Origin of the sequence: Inquilinus limosus (genome assembly GCF_002195995.1) — a bacterium.
In the GTDB taxonomy this organism is placed as follows: domain Bacteria; phylum Pseudomonadota; class Alphaproteobacteria; order DSM-16000; family Inquilinaceae; genus Inquilinus; species Inquilinus limosus_C.
In genome coordinates this window covers 17,433-30,616 of the sequence record NZ_NHON01000076.1, presented here as the reverse complement: position 1 = coordinate 30,616, position 13,184 = coordinate 17,433, and the positions used below count along the sequence as shown (strand labels likewise).

Genomic DNA, 13,184 nt, shown 5'->3' with positions numbered 1-13,184 from the left:
GGTTGTCCTCGTCCTCGTAGAGCGCGGCGATCCCCTCATGCAGCTCGGCGATGCGCGCCCCGGTCCTGTCGTGCGGCCCGGCCGGCAGCTCCGGGTCCCAGACCAGGGCATCGAGGGCGTCGGTGACATGGATGCGCTGGCGGGCGCGTCGGGCGCGGCGATCGGCCTTGTCGCCGGCGCAGAGGTCGGCGGCGGCGCGGCTGCGCAGCAGCAGGGAGCGCTGGACGGAGCGGGAGAAGCGGCTGAAGGCCATGCCGGCCTCCTGCGCCTCGGCCCTCGCCGCCTGCACCGCGGCCTCGTCGGCCCTGGGCGCCACGGCGCGGGCCTGGGCGGCGACGGCGCGGGCGCCCTCGGCCTCGGCGAGCTGCATGGCGATCTCGGCCAGGCGGGACAGCATCTCGATCTGCTGCAGCGCGAGGCTGCGGCAGTAGGCCTGGACGTCGAGATCCTGGGGTGCCGTCTTCATGGAACGTATCATGAACATAATCGCGGAGCGGCGCAATGAACATTGTGTGACCTTAACCGGCGCGGCAGGCGCCGGGCTGGATCNCCCTGGGCGCCACGGCGCGGGCCTGGGCGGCGACGGCGCGGGCGCCCTCGGCCTCGGCGAGCTGCATGGCGATCTCGGCCAGGCGGGACAGCATCTCGATCTGCTGCAGCGCGAGGCTGCGGCAGTAGGCCTGGACGTCGAGATCCTGTGGCGCCGTCTTCATGGAACGTATCATGAACATAATCGCGGAGCGGCGCAATGAACATTGTGTGACCTTAACCGGCGCGGCAGGCGCCGGGCTGGATCGCCACGCCCTCCGGGCTCGCGATGACGCCGTTCTGAGGACGTCGGGTTCGCCTCGCGGCGAACCCGACCTATGCCGTCAGCGAACCTTCCCTTCCTTCCAGGCCTGCAGCAGGCTGTCATAGGCCACGGTCTGGCCCTTCTCCTTCTCGTTCTCCAGCTTCGGCTTCGGCGCGCCGGGGGCGTCGAACCACTCCTGGGCGGTCTTCTCCTCGTTCAGCTTCGGCCCGCAATCGCCGAGATTGCCGGCCCGCTCCAGCCGCGCCAGCACCTGGTCCTGCTGCTTGGCCAGGTTGTCCATCGCCTGCTGCGGCGTGACCTCGCCGGTCACCGCCTCGGCCACGTTCTGCCACCACAGTTGCGCCAGCCGCGGATAGTCGGGAACGTTGGTGCCGGTCGGGGTCCAGGCGACGCGCGCGGGGCTGCGGTAGAACTCGACCAGCCCGCCCAGCTTCGGCGCCATCTCGTCCATCGCCTTGGAGCGGATGTCGCTGTCGCGGATCGGGGTCAGGCCGACCTGCAGCTTCTTCAGCGAGGTCGATTTGCAGATGCAGAACTGGGCGTACAGCCAAGCCGCCTGCTGCCGTTCCTTCGGCGTGCTCTTCAGCAGGGTCCAGGAGCCGCAATCCTGGTAGCCCAGCTTCATCCCCTCTTCCCAGTACGGGCCATGCGGCGAGGGCGCCATGCGCCATTTCGGCGTGCCGTCCTCGTTCACCACCGGCAGGCCGGGCTTGGCCAGGTCGGCGGTGAAGGCGGTGTACCAGAAGATCTGCTGGGCGATGTTGCCCTGGCCCGGCACCGGTCCGGCCTCGGAGAAGGTCATGCCGGCCGCCTCGGGCGGGGCGTACTTCTTCAGCCACTCGATGTACTTGGTCAGCGCGTACACCGAGGCCGGGCCGTTGGTGTCGCCGCCACGGGTGACGCTGGAGCCGGCGGGGCGGCAGCCCTCGACCCGGATGCCCCATTCGTCGACCGGCAGGCCGTTCGGGATGCCCTTGTCGCCGGCGCCGGCCATCGACAGCCAGGCATCGGTGAAACGCCAGCCCAGCGACGGGTCCTTCTTGCCGTAATCCATGTGGCCCCAGACGCGGACGCCGTTGATCTCCTTCACCTTGTTGGTGAAGAAGTCGGCGATGTCCTCATAGGCCGACCAGTTCAGCGGCACGCCCAGGTCGTAGCCGTAGGCGGCCTTGAACTGCTCCTGCAGCTTCGGGTCGGTGAACCAGTCGTAGCGGAACCAGTACAGGTTGGCGAACTGCTGGTCCGGGATCTGGTACAGCTTGCCGTCAGGGGCGGTGGTGAAGCTCTTGCCCATGAAGTCGTCGACATCGAGCGTCGGCAGGGTGAAATCCTTGCCGTCGCCGGACATGAAGTCGGACAGCGGCACGGCCTGGCCATAGCGGAAATGGGTGCCGATCAGGTCGCTGTCGTTGACATAGGCGTCGTAGATGTTCTGGCCCGACTGCATCTGCGTCTGCAGCTTCTCGATCACGTCGCCTTCCTGAATCAAATCGTGCTTCAGGTTGATGCCGGTGATCTCGGAGAAGGCGCGGGCCAGCGTCTTCGACTCGTATTCATGGGTGGTGATCGTCTCCGACACCACGTTGATGTCCATGCCGCGGAACGGCTCCGCCGCCTTGATGAAGAACTCCATCTCCTTCAGCTGCTCGTCCTTGGACAGCGTCGAGGGCTGGAACTCGGTGTCGATCCACTTCTTGGCGTTGGCGGTCAGCTCCTCCGCCGTCGCCGCGAAGGCGCGGCGGGCGAAGCCCGGCAGGGCCCCGGTGAAGGCCATACCGGCGCCGAGGGCCGAGGCGCCGCGCAGCAGGTCGCGGCGGTGGACCGGGAACCCGCCCGGCCCGTGCAGCATCTTGGTCATGATCTCTCCCCGTCTTGACAGATGTTGAACCAGAACGTCCCTGCCCCGTTGGCCGGGGCCGGTCCGGAACCCGCGTCAGCTCATCCGAACCGCATCACCGCGATCATCCACGCCACGGCGATCGCGAAGCCGTACCAGAGGCTGCCCGAGGCCAGCCCGATCCAGGCGAGATGGATGTAGGCGGCGCCCAGGAGGCCGATGAACAGCCGGTCGCCGCGGGTGGTCGTCAACGGCAGCAGCCCGCGCCGCGGCACCGAGGGCGCGGCGACCTGCCAGACCGTCATTCCCACCAGGATCAGGGCGATGCCGGTGAAGAACCACGCGGTCGGTGCCGTCCAGGCCATCCAGGCGAAGTTCTTGCCCAGCCAGGCGATCGGCGCGTCCAAGGTGTCGAGAATCCCCTCCATCCCGGCGTCCTCCTCACACCCGGCCCAGGGCGAAGCCCTTGGCGATGTAGTTGCGGACGAACCAGATCACGATCGCGCCGGGCACGATGGTCAGCACGCCGGCGGCGGCCAAGAGCGACCAGTCCATGCCGGCGGCGCTGACCGTGCGGGTCATGGTGGCGGCGATCGGCTTCGCCTCGACCGAGGTCAGGGTCCGGGCCAGCAGCAGCTCGACCCAGGAGAACATGAAGCAGAAGAAGGCGGTGACGCCGATGCCGCCGCGGATCAGCGGCACGAAGATGGTCAGGAAGAAGCGCGGGAAGGAGTAGCCGTCGATATAGGCGGTCTCGTCGATCTCCTTCGGCACGCCGGACATGAAGCCTTCCAGGATCCACACCGCCAGCGGCACGTTGAACAGGCAATGCGCCAGCGCCACGGCATAGGGCGTGTCGACCAGCCCGAAGGCGGAGTAGAGCTGGAAGAAGGGCAGCAGGAACACCGCCGGCGGCGACATCCGGTTCGACAGCAGCCAGAAGAACATGTGCGTGTCGCCGACGAAGCGGTACCGGCTGAAGGCATAGGCCGCCGGCAGCGCCACCAGCACCGAGATCACCATGTTCATCAGCACATAGGTGATCGAGTGAATGTAGCCCGAATACCAGGACTGGTCGGTGAAGATGGTGGCGTAGTTGGCGAAGGTGATGCTCTGCGGGAACAGCGTGAAGCCGGACAGGATCTCCTGGTTCTGCTTCAGCGACATGCTGACCAGCCAATAGATCGGCAGGGCCAGGAAGACCATGTACGCGATCAGGATGACGGCACGGGTGCGGCGGTTCATGACGCGTCGGCTTTCCCGAGATTGGTGATGACCGTGTAGAACAGCCAGGAGAACAGGAGGATGATCAGGAAGTAGATGATCGAGAACGCCGCCGCCGGCCCGAGGTCGAACTGGCCGACCGCCATCTTGGTCAGCTCCTGGCTCAGGAAGGTGGTGGCGTTGCCGGGCCCGCCGCCGGTCAGGACGAAGGGCTCGGTGTAGATCATGAAGCTGTCCATGAAGCGCAGCAGCACCGCGATCAGCAGCACGCCCATCATCTTCGGCAGCTGGATGTAGCGGAACACCGCCCAGCGCGAGGCGCCGTCGATCCGCGCCGCCTGGTAGAAGGCGTCGGGGATCGAGCGCAGGCCGGCATAGCCCAGCAGCGCGACCAGCGACGTCCAGTGCCAGACATCCATCACCAGCACGGTGATCCAGGCGTCGAACGGGTCGCCGGTGTAGTTGTAGTCGATGCCCAGGCGGTTGATCAGCACGCCGGCCAGGCCGATGTCGGGCCGGGCGAAGATCTGCCAGATGGTGCCGACCACGTTCCAGGGAATCAGCAGCGGCAACGCCAGCACGACGAGGGTGACCGACACGGCCCAGCCGCGCGCAGGCATGCACAGCGCCACCAGCACACCGAGCGGGATCTCGATCAGCAGCACGCAGAAGCTGAAGATCAGCTGCCGGCCCAGCGCCGCCTGCAGCCGGTCGTCCTGCAGCACCTGCTCGAACCATTCGGTGCCGACGAACACCCCCTGGCCGGGGCCGAAGATGTCCTGCACCGAATAGTTCACGACCGTCATCAGCGGGATGATGGCGCTGAACGCCACCAGCAGCACGACCGGGACGACCAGGAACCAGGCGGCGTTGTTGCGTGTCTTGTCCATGGCTCAGCCCACCAGCCTGCCGTCGGCATAGAGAAGGGTGCGCTCCGGCGGGAAGCGCAGGAACGCGGTGTCGCCGGTGACCCCGTGGCCCTCGGCCAGCTTGGCCTTCACCGTCGCCGGGCCCAGCCGCAGCGTGACGATCAGATGCGTGCCCAGATCCTCGACCCCGGTCACCGTGGCGGGCACGCCGCTGTCCGCGACCTCCAGGAACTCCGGCCGGATGCCGAGTTCCAGCGTGCCGGCGCCGTTGGCCAGGAAGGCCTCCGCCCCCTGCCGTGCCGAGGCCGACAGCGGGATGCGGCCGCCCTCGATCACCGCGTCGCCCTGGTCGACGACGCAGGGCAAGAGGTTGATGCCGGGGCTGCCGATGAAATAGCCGACGAAGGTGTGGGCCGGCCGCTCGAACAGGTCCTGCGGGGTGCCCAGCTGCACCACCTGGCCGTCATACATCACGATCACCTCGTCGGCGAAGGTCAGCGCCTCGAGCTGGTCGTGGGTGACGTAGATCAGGCTGGTCCGCACCTGCTCGTGCACCTCCTTCAGCTTGCGCCGGAGCTGCCATTTCAGATGCGGGTCGATGACGGTCAGCGGCTCGTCGAACAGGATGGCGGCGACGTCCTTGCGCACCAAGCCGCGGCCCAGCGAGATCTTCTGCTTCTGGTCGGCGTCCAGGCCGCGGGCGCGGCGCTTCAGCACCGGCGTCAGCTCCAGCATCTCGGCGACCTCGGCGACGCGGGCGTCGATCTCGGGCTTGGGCAGCTTCCGGTTGCGCAGCGGGAAGGCCAGGTTCTCGGCCACCGTCATGGTGTCGTAGACCACCGGGAACTGGAACACCTGGGCGATGTTGCGCTGCTCCGGCGACGCCTGGGTGACGTCGCGGCCGTCGAACAGGATCTGGCCCTGGCTGGGCGTCACCAGGCCGGAGATGATGTTCAAGAGCGTGGTCTTGCCGCAGCCGGACGGCCCGAGCAGCGCATAGGCGCGGCCGCTCTGCCAGACCATGTCCATCGGCCGCAGCGCATAGTCCGCCGGATCCGTCGGGTTCGGCTTGTAGCTGTGCGCCAGGGCCTTGAGGTCGATGCGGGCCATGCTGTCACCTGCCCCGGGCCGGCGCGGCGGCGAGCCGCCCGGCCGGGTCGAAGACGTAGATGCGGGCGGGGTCGACCGCGACCGTCACCGGCTCGCCCAACGGATATTTCTGCACGCCGGGCTGCTGCGCCACCCAGGGCCGGCCACCGAAATGGAAATGCACATAGGTCTCCGACCCGCTGATCTCCGCCAGTTCGACCGGCGCGGTCACCGAGGCCTCGCCCGGGCCGGCGGCGCCGAGGCGCAGATGGCCCGGCCGCAGGCCGATGGTGCAGGGCCCGGCCGCCAGGCCGGCCAGATGCCCGGCCAGCGGCACCGAGACGCCGCCCGCCAGGCGCAATGCACCGTCCGCCACCTCGGCGGGGCCGATGTTCATCGGCGGGTCGCTGAACACCTCGGCCACCTTGGTCGAGGCCGGGCGCTGGAACACCTCGACCGTCGGGCCTTCCTGCAGCAGCCGCCCCTCGTCCAGCACGACGGTGCGGCCGCCCAGGATCAGCGCCTCGGCCGGCTCGGTGGTGGCGTAGACCACGACCGACCTGCCGCGGCGGAAGATCTCCGACAGCTCGGCCCGCAGCTCCTCGCGCAGCTTGTAGTCGAGATTGACCAGCGGCTCGTCCAGCAGCAGCAGCCCGGCATCCTTGACCAGGGCGCGGGCGATCGCGGTGCGCTGCTGCTGGCCGCCCGACAGCTCGCCCGGCAGCCGCTCCAGGAACCGGTCGATGCGCAGCATCGAAGCGGTCTCGCGCACCTTGCGGTCGATCTCGGCCCGGCCGAGGCCCTTGAGGCGCAGCGGCGACGCGATGTTGTCGTAGACCGTCTTCGACGGGTAGTTGATGAACTGCTGGTAGACCATGGCGACGTCGCGGTTGCGCACCGAGGTGCCGGTGACGTCGCGGCCATCGGCCAGGACGCGGCCCCGGCTCGGCCGTTCCAGCCCCGCCATCAGCCGCATCAGCGTGGTCTTGCCCGCCTGGGTGCGGCCCAGCAGCACGGTCAGCGTCCCCGGCTCCAGGGTCAGGTCGAGCGGGTGGATATGCGTCTCCGCCCCGACATCCCTGGTCACGCCTTCGAGAACGAGCGTCACGACGCGGCCCTTTCCTCGGCACGGGAATTGCGGGCCCTGAGCCAGTCGTCGATCGCGCCGTGGGCATCGGCGGGGATGTGCAGCCCCAGCTTCGACCGGCGCCACAGCACGTCCTCGGCGGTGCGCGCCCATTCCTGGTCGACCAGATAGTCCAGCTCGGCCTCGGTCAGCCCGGCGCCGAAATCGCGGCCGAGATCCTCCAGGGTTTGCGCCTCGCCCAGCAGCCGGTCGACCCGGGTGCCGTAGGCGCGGGCCAGGCGGCGGGCCAGCGGCTCCGGCAGCCAGGGCCGGGCGGCGCGCAGCTTGACCAGGAAGCCCTCGAAATCGGCGTCCGGGATGTCGCCGCCGGGAAGCGGCGCCGACGCGGTCCAGGGCGCGCCCTTGATGCCCATGACCGGCGCCAGCTTCTCCAGCGCGTGCTCGGACAGGCGGCGGAAGGTGGTGATCTTGCCGCCGAACACCGACAGGGCCGGCGCCTGGCCCTCCGGCGCGTCCAGCTCCAGCACATAGTCCCGCGTCGCCTCCGACGCGCTGGACGACCCGTCATCGTAGAGCGGCCGCACGCCGGCATAGCTCCAGACCACGTCGTCCGGGGTCGGGCCGGCGGCGAAGCAGCGGCCCACCGCCTCGCACAGATACGCCGTCTCCTCCGCCGTGATGCCGACGCAGGCCGGGTCGCCCTGGTAGTCGAGGTCGGTGGTGCCGATCAGCGAGAACTTGCCCTCATAGGGGATGACGAAGACGATGCGCCGGTCGTCATTCTGCAGGATGAAGGCCTCGGGCCCATCGTAGAGCTTCGGCACCACGATGTGGCTGCCCTTGACCAGCCGCACCCGGCTGGCGCCCGGCAGGCCGACCGTGTCGTGCAGCACATGCTTGACCCAGGGGCCGCCGGCATTGACCAGGCCGCGGGCCGAGACCTGGCGCTCGCCGCCGTCGGCCCCCCGCAGCGTCGCCGCCCACAGCCCGTTCTCGCGCCGGGCGGCGACGCAGGCGGTGCGGGTCAGGATCTCGGCGCCGCGCTCCTTCGCGTCCAGCGCCGCCAGCGCCACCATGCGGGCGTCGTCGACCCAGCAGTCGGAATATTCGAAACCGCGCGTCAGATGCGGCTTCAGCACCCGGCCGATCGGGCCGCCGCGCAGCCGCAGGCCGCGGCTGGCCGGCAGGATCTTGCGGCCGCCGAGATGGTCGTAGAGGAACAGGCCGATGCGCACCATCCAGGCCGGCCGCATCGACCGGTCATGCGGCAGCACGAATCGCAGCGGGCGGATGATGTGCGGCGCCGCGCGCAGCAGCACCTCGCGCTCCATCAGCGCCTCGCGCACCAGCCGGAACTCGTAATATTCGAGATAGCGCAAGCCGCCATGGATCAGCTTGGTCGAGGCCGAGGACGTGGCCCCGGCCAAATCCGCCTTCTCGCAGAGCAGGACGGACAGGCCGCGCCCCACCGCGTCGCGTGCGATGCCGACGCCATTGACGCCGCCGCCGATGACCAGGAGGTCGTACACCTCTGTCACGTTTCCTGCCTCTGCTTGCGGCCGCGCCGCTTTCGATCTTCGTAAACGAAAATCTGCCTGCGGTCCGGGTCCGATGCAATCGGAATTCGCCGGAAATGCGCAGGATTTCGTCTGCATCGGACTTCGCATGTGCGAAAACGAATGAGGCGAACATCTAAATATCTGGTGGATGATGTAAAACTCACCAGACGATCGATGGTATTTGATGTGAAATAGAGATTGCGTTCGCCGCGGTTCCCCGCCTTACTGTGCGCGACGCCGCCACATGCCCCCAACCCAAGGAACATCGGAGGTCGAGTCATGCGGATCATGACCACTCGGCTGCTGGCCGCGGCGGCCATCGCGCTGGCTTCGGCCACGGCGCATGCGGCCGACATCAAGCTGCTCAACGTCTCCTACGACCCGACGCGCGAGCTGTACAAGCAGGTCAACGCCGCCTTCGCCGAGCAGTGGAAGGCGAAGACCGGCGACACCCTCACCATCGAGGCCTCGCATGGCGGCTCCGGCGCCCAGGCGCGCTCGGTGATCGACGGGCTGCAGGCCGACGTCGTCACCCTGGCACTGGCCTATGACGTCGATGCCATCGCCAATAAGGGGCTGATCGACAAGGACTGGGTCAAGCGCCTGCCGGACAACAGCGCGCCCTACACCTCGACCATCGTGTTCCTGGTGCGCAAGGGCAACCCGCTGGGGATCAAGGACTGGCCCGACCTGGCCAAGGACGGCGTCCAGGTGATCACCCCGAACCCGAAGACCTCGGGGGGGGCGCGCTGGAACTACCTCGCCGCCTGGGGCTATGCGCTGAAGCAGCCCGGCGGCAGCGAGCAGACGGCCAAGGACTTCGTGCAGAAGATCTACGCCAACGTCCCGGTGCTGGACACCGGCGCCCGCGGCTCCACCACCACCTTCGTCCAGCGCGGCATCGGCGACGTGCTGATCGCCTGGGAGAACGAGGCCTTCCTGGCGGTGAAGGAGCTGGGGCCGGACGAGTTCGACATCGTCGTGCCGTCGGTCTCGATCCTGGCCGAGCCGTCGGTCGCCGTGGTCGACAAGGTGGTCGACGCCCGCGGCACCCGCGCCGTGGCCCAGGCCTATCTCGAATTCCTGTACTCGCCCGAGGGGCAGGAGCTGGCGGCCAAGAACTTCTACCGCCCGCGCTCGCCCGAGGTCGCGGCGAAGTACAAGGACGCCTTCCCCGCTGTTAACCTGTTCACCATCGACGACCCCCTGTTCGGTGGTTGGCAGAAAGCACAGAAGACGCATTTCTCGGATGGCGGCACCTTCGATCAGATCTACCGAAAGGGCTAGGGAGAGCCCGCCACCGGCGGCGCGCCATGTCGGCGTGCTGCCGGGATTCGGGCTGACCCTGGGCTTCTCGCTCACCTATCTGGCGCTGCTGGTCCTGCTGCCGCTGGCGGCGCTGGTCATCCGGCCATGGGAGCTGGGGGTCGAGGGCGTCTGGCGGGTGGTGTCCTCGCCGCGCACCCTGGCGGCGCTGAAGATCAGCTTCGGCCTGGCCCTGGCCGCCGCGGCGGTCAACGTCGTGTTCGGCACGCTGGTGGCCTGGGTGGTGACGCGCTACCGCTTCTGGGGCCGGCCGCTGATGAATGCGCTGATCGACCTGCCCTTCGCCCTGCCGACGGCGGTGGCGGGCATCGCGCTGGCCTCGCTGTACTCGCCCAAGGGCTGGCTCGGCGGGCCCTTGATGGACATCGGGATCAAGGCCGCCTTCGGCCCGCCCGGCATCTTCATCGCCCTGGTCTTCATCGGCCTGCCCTTCGTGGTGCGGACGGTCGAGCCGGTGCTGGAGGATCTCGACCGCGAGATCGAGGAGGCCGCCGCCACCCTCGGCGCCCGGCGCTGGCAGGTGGTGTGGCGGGTGGTGCTGCCGCTGCTGTCGCCGGCGATCCTGACCGGCTTCATCCTGGCCTTCGCCCGCGCGGTCGGCGAATACGGCTCGGTCATCTTCATCGCCGGCAATATCCCGGGCGTGTCGGAGATCGCGCCGCTGCTGATCGTGATCCGGCTGGAGGAGTACGACTATGCCGGCGCCGCCACCATCGGGTCGGTGATGCTGCTGGCCGCCTTCGTCATCATCCTGGTGGTCAACCTGCTGCAGCGCTGGAGCCGCAAATGGGCGGACTGACCCGCACGCTCGCGGCCGCGCGCACCCGGCTGAAGCCCGCCGACAGGCCGTGGGAGGAGCCGCTGGGCATCCGCCTGGCCCTGATCGCGATCGCCGTGGTCTTCCTCGTCCTGTTCCTGGTGCTGCCGCTGGCGGTGGTGCTGACCGAGGCGCTGCGCAAGGGCGTCGACGCGTATCTCGAGGGCATCGGCAGCGAGGAGTCGCTGGCGGCGATCCGCCTGACCCTGACGGTCGCCGCCATCGCCGTGCCGCTGAACACGATCTTCGGCCTGGCCACCGCCTGGGCCATCGCCAAGTTCGAGTTCCCGGGCAAGAGCCTGCTGACCACCTTCGTCGACCTGCCCTTCTCGGTCTCGCCGGTGATCTCGGGCCTGATCTATGTGCTGCTGTTCGGCGCCAATGGCTGGTTCGGGCCATTCCTGGAGGCGCATGGCATCCGGGTGATCTTCACCGTCGCCGGGCTGGTGATCGCCACCATCTTCGTCACCCTGCCCTTCGTGGCGCGCGAGCTGATCCCGCTGATGCAGGAGCAGGGCACGGATGAGGAGGAGGCGGCGGTGCTGCTGGGCGCCAGCGGCCTGCAGACCTTCTTCCGGGTGACGCTGCCCAACGTCAAATGGGCGCTGCTGTACGGCGTGCTGCTGTGCAACGCCCGGGCGATGGGCGAGTTCGGCGCCGTCTCGGTCGTCTCCGGCCATATCCGCGGCCAGACCAACACCATGCCGCTGCAGGTCGAGATCCTCTACAACGAGTACAATTTCGTCGGCGCCTTCGCCGTGGCCTCGCTGCTGGCCGGGCTGGCGCTGGTGACGCTGGTGCTGAAGACCCTGCTCGAATGGCGGTTCCGATCGGACCGCACTGAGTCCGCGGAGAGCTGATGCCGATCGCCATCCATGGCCTGACCAAGCGCTTCGGCCCGGTCGCAGCACTCGACGGCATCGAGCTGGAGGTGCCGGACCGCGCTTTCGTCGCCCTGCTCGGCCCGTCCGGCTCGGGCAAGACCACGCTGCTGCGCATCGTGGCGGGGCTGGAGCGGGCGGATGCCGGGCAGATCCTGGTCGACGGCGCCGACATCGCCGCCGTGCCGCCGCGGCGCCGCCGCATCGGCTTCGTGTTCCAGCACTACGCCCTGTTCCGGCACATGACGGTGTTCGGCAACATCGCCTTCGGCCTGCAGGTGCGGCCCGGCGACACCCGGCCGGCGAAGGCGGAGATCCAGCGAAGGGTTGAGGAGCTGCTGACCCTGGTGCATCTGCCCGGGCTGGGCCGCCGCTTCCCACGCCAGCTGTCCGGCGGCCAGCGCCAGCGGGTCGCGCTGGCCCGGGCGCTGGCGATCGAGCCCAAATTGCTGCTGCTGGACGAGCCGTTCGGCGCGCTCGACGCCAAGGTGCGGAAGGAGCTGCGGGTGTGGCTGCGCGAACTGCACGACCGCACCGGCCTGACCAGCCTGTTCGTCACCCATGACCAGGAGGAGGCGCTGGAGCTGGCCGACCAGGTGGTGGTGATGCGCGACGGGCGGATCGAGCAGCAGGGCAGCCCGGCGGCCCTGGTCGACGCGCCGGCCACCGCCTTCGTCTCCAGCTTCCTCGGCGACGTCAACCGCCTGCCCTGCACCGTGGCCGAGCCGAACACGGTGGAGGTCTCGGGGCTGCGCCTGCCGGCCGACACCCGCGGCCTGGCCGCCGGCAGCAAGGCCATTGCCGACATCCGGCCGCGCGCCATCCGGCTGCTGCCGGCGGGGACGCCCATATCAGCTCATGGCGACGACCGGCTGGTGGCGGGCACCGCCCGGCGGGTGCTGCACAGCGCCACCACGGTGACGGTGGAGGCCGAGACGCCGCTGTCGCCCGATCCGATCCGGATCGAGGCCGACCGCTACGCCCCGGACCTGCCGGCGGTGTCGGTCGGCGACCCGCTGACCCTGCGCCTGCCGCCGCCCTTCGTCTTCCCGGCCGAGCGTTAGCCACGGACCGGGGACGGCAGATGGCCCAGCGGCAGCCGCGCGTCCGGCTTGACCGCCTTGATCGCGAAGTTGCTGCGCACATCGGTCACGCCCGGCAGCTTCAGCAGCGTCCCCAGCAGGAACCGCTCATACGCCGCCAGATCCGGCACCACGACCTGGAGCAGAAAATCGGCCTCGCCGGACACCAGGTGGCAGGTGATCACCTCCGGCAGGGTCTGGACGGCTTCCCAGAAGGTCGGCGTCGCCTCGGCGGGGCGGTGCATGACCTTGACACCGACGAAGACGGTGAGGCCCAGGCCCAGCGCCTCCCGGTCCAGCGCCGCGTGATAGCCGCGGATGACCCCGGCGGCCTCGAGCGCCTTGACGCGCCTCAGGCAGGGCGAGGGCGACAGGCCGGCCCTGTCCGCCAGCTCGACATTGGTCAGCCGCCCATCCGCCTGAAGCTCGCGCAGGATCCTGATATCGATGGGATCGAGGTCCATCTTGGCATGCTTCTCCAATTTCCGGCGCCATAGCGACGGATCATGCCACAGTGGCACAGCCTGTTGGCATAGTTCGACAGGACCTGCCTGCTGAGGGAGTGCTAGACACTCGCGATCACGGTGGCACGAGAGCTC

Annotated in this window: 13 protein-coding genes; 4 read left to right on the top strand and 9 right to left on the bottom strand. The window is 68.9% G+C overall.

The window, feature by feature from the left end; genetic code table 11:
* The 8 genes from BWR60_RS27680 to glpD form a co-directional block, all read right to left on the bottom strand.
* A partial coding sequence (locus BWR60_RS27680) for a hypothetical protein (protein ID WP_218823710.1) occupies positions 1-466 on the bottom strand: 466 nt, incomplete at its 3' end.
* A 406-nt stretch (positions 467-872) separates the two neighbouring features.
* Positions 873-2,663, bottom strand: coding sequence for an ABC transporter substrate-binding protein (locus BWR60_RS27670; RefSeq protein ID WP_429913045.1), 1,791 nt, complete (start codon positions 2,661-2,663; stop codon positions 873-875).
* Positions 2,664-2,752: 89 nt separating this feature from the next.
* Positions 2,753-3,079 carry a DUF2160 domain-containing protein gene (locus BWR60_RS27665; protein WP_088155071.1) on the bottom strand — a complete coding sequence of 109 codons (327 nt, stop codon included), beginning with the start codon at positions 3,077-3,079 and terminating at the stop codon, positions 2,753-2,755.
* A gap of 13 nt (positions 3,080-3,092) precedes the next feature.
* Positions 3,093-3,896, bottom strand: a complete 804-nt coding sequence (locus BWR60_RS27660; protein ID WP_088155069.1) for a carbohydrate ABC transporter permease — start codon at positions 3,894-3,896, stop codon at positions 3,093-3,095.
* Positions 3,893-4,765 carry a carbohydrate ABC transporter permease gene (locus BWR60_RS27655; RefSeq protein WP_088155067.1) on the bottom strand — a complete coding sequence of 291 codons (873 nt, stop codon included), beginning with the start codon at positions 4,763-4,765 and terminating at the stop codon, positions 3,893-3,895. The genes BWR60_RS27660 and BWR60_RS27655 overlap by 4 nt, the downstream gene beginning before the upstream one ends.
* Positions 4,766-4,768: 3 nt before the next feature.
* Positions 4,769-5,854 (bottom strand): ABC transporter ATP-binding protein, encoded by a 1,086-nt coding sequence (locus BWR60_RS27650; RefSeq protein WP_088155065.1) that lies wholly within the window; start codon positions 5,852-5,854, stop codon positions 4,769-4,771.
* A gap of 4 nt (positions 5,855-5,858) precedes the next feature.
* Positions 5,859-6,941, bottom strand: coding sequence for an ABC transporter ATP-binding protein (locus BWR60_RS27645; RefSeq protein ID WP_088155063.1), 1,083 nt, complete (start codon positions 6,939-6,941; stop codon positions 5,859-5,861).
* A complete protein-coding gene (glpD, locus tag BWR60_RS27640; RefSeq protein ID WP_429913044.1) occupies positions 6,938-8,449 on the bottom strand; it encodes a glycerol-3-phosphate dehydrogenase in 1,512 nt (503 codons plus the stop codon). The genes BWR60_RS27645 and glpD overlap by 4 nt, the downstream gene beginning before the upstream one ends.
* Before the next feature lie 309 nt (positions 8,450-8,758).
* Between glpD and BWR60_RS27635 the strand changes: the two genes are divergently transcribed.
* The 4 genes from BWR60_RS27635 to BWR60_RS27620 are packed head-to-tail and all read left to right on the top strand — an operon-like array spanning position 8,759 to position 12,567.
* Positions 8,759-9,766 carry a sulfate ABC transporter substrate-binding protein gene (locus tag BWR60_RS27635; protein WP_429913043.1) on the top strand — a complete coding sequence of 336 codons (1,008 nt, stop codon included), beginning with the start codon at positions 8,759-8,761 and terminating at the stop codon, positions 9,764-9,766.
* A gap of 34 nt (positions 9,767-9,800) precedes the next feature.
* Complete coding sequence (gene cysT / locus BWR60_RS27630; protein WP_230983203.1) at positions 9,801-10,604, top strand: sulfate ABC transporter permease subunit CysT; 804 nt, start codon at positions 9,801-9,803, stop codon at positions 10,602-10,604.
* Positions 10,592-11,482, top strand: a complete 891-nt coding sequence (gene cysW / locus BWR60_RS27625) for a sulfate ABC transporter permease subunit CysW (RefSeq protein WP_088155057.1) — start codon at positions 10,592-10,594, stop codon at positions 11,480-11,482. The genes cysT and cysW overlap by 13 nt, the downstream gene beginning before the upstream one ends.
* Positions 11,482-12,567: a sulfate/molybdate ABC transporter ATP-binding protein gene (locus BWR60_RS27620; RefSeq protein WP_088155055.1), complete on the top strand. Its 1,086-nt coding sequence runs from the start codon at positions 11,482-11,484 to the stop codon at positions 12,565-12,567. The genes cysW and BWR60_RS27620 overlap by 1 nt, the downstream gene beginning before the upstream one ends.
* Here BWR60_RS27620 and BWR60_RS27615 read toward each other — a convergent pair.
* Positions 12,564-13,049: an Lrp/AsnC family transcriptional regulator gene (locus BWR60_RS27615; RefSeq protein ID WP_088155077.1), complete on the bottom strand. Its 486-nt coding sequence runs from the start codon at positions 13,047-13,049 to the stop codon at positions 12,564-12,566. The two genes, BWR60_RS27620 and BWR60_RS27615, sit on opposite strands and share 4 nt — an antisense overlap.
* Positions 13,050-13,184: the final 135 nt, after the last annotated feature.

Coding starts and splice junctions, on each gene's coding strand:
- BWR60_RS27670 (WP_429913045.1), bottom strand. CDS start 2,663: ATGCTGCACGGGCCGGGCGGGTTCCCGGTCCACCGCCGCGACCTGCTG.
- BWR60_RS27665 (WP_088155071.1), bottom strand. CDS start 3,079: ATGGAGGGGATTCTCGACACCTTGGACGCGCCGATCGCCTGGCTGGGC.
- BWR60_RS27660 (WP_088155069.1), bottom strand. CDS start 3,896: ATGAACCGCCGCACCCGTGCCGTCATCCTGATCGCGTACATGGTCTTC.
- BWR60_RS27655 (WP_088155067.1), bottom strand. CDS start 4,765: ATGGACAAGACACGCAACAACGCCGCCTGGTTCCTGGTCGTCCCGGTC.
- BWR60_RS27650 (WP_088155065.1), bottom strand. CDS start 5,854: ATGGCCCGCATCGACCTCAAGGCCCTGGCGCACAGCTACAAGCCGAAC.
- BWR60_RS27635 (WP_429913043.1), top strand. CDS start 8,759: ATGCGGATCATGACCACTCGGCTGCTGGCCGCGGCGGCCATCGCGCTG.
- cysW (WP_088155057.1), top strand. CDS start 10,592: ATGGGCGGACTGACCCGCACGCTCGCGGCCGCGCGCACCCGGCTGAAG.
- BWR60_RS27620 (WP_088155055.1), top strand. CDS start 11,482: ATGCCGATCGCCATCCATGGCCTGACCAAGCGCTTCGGCCCGGTCGCA.
- BWR60_RS27615 (WP_088155077.1), bottom strand. CDS start 13,049: ATGGACCTCGATCCCATCGATATCAGGATCCTGCGCGAGCTTCAGGCG.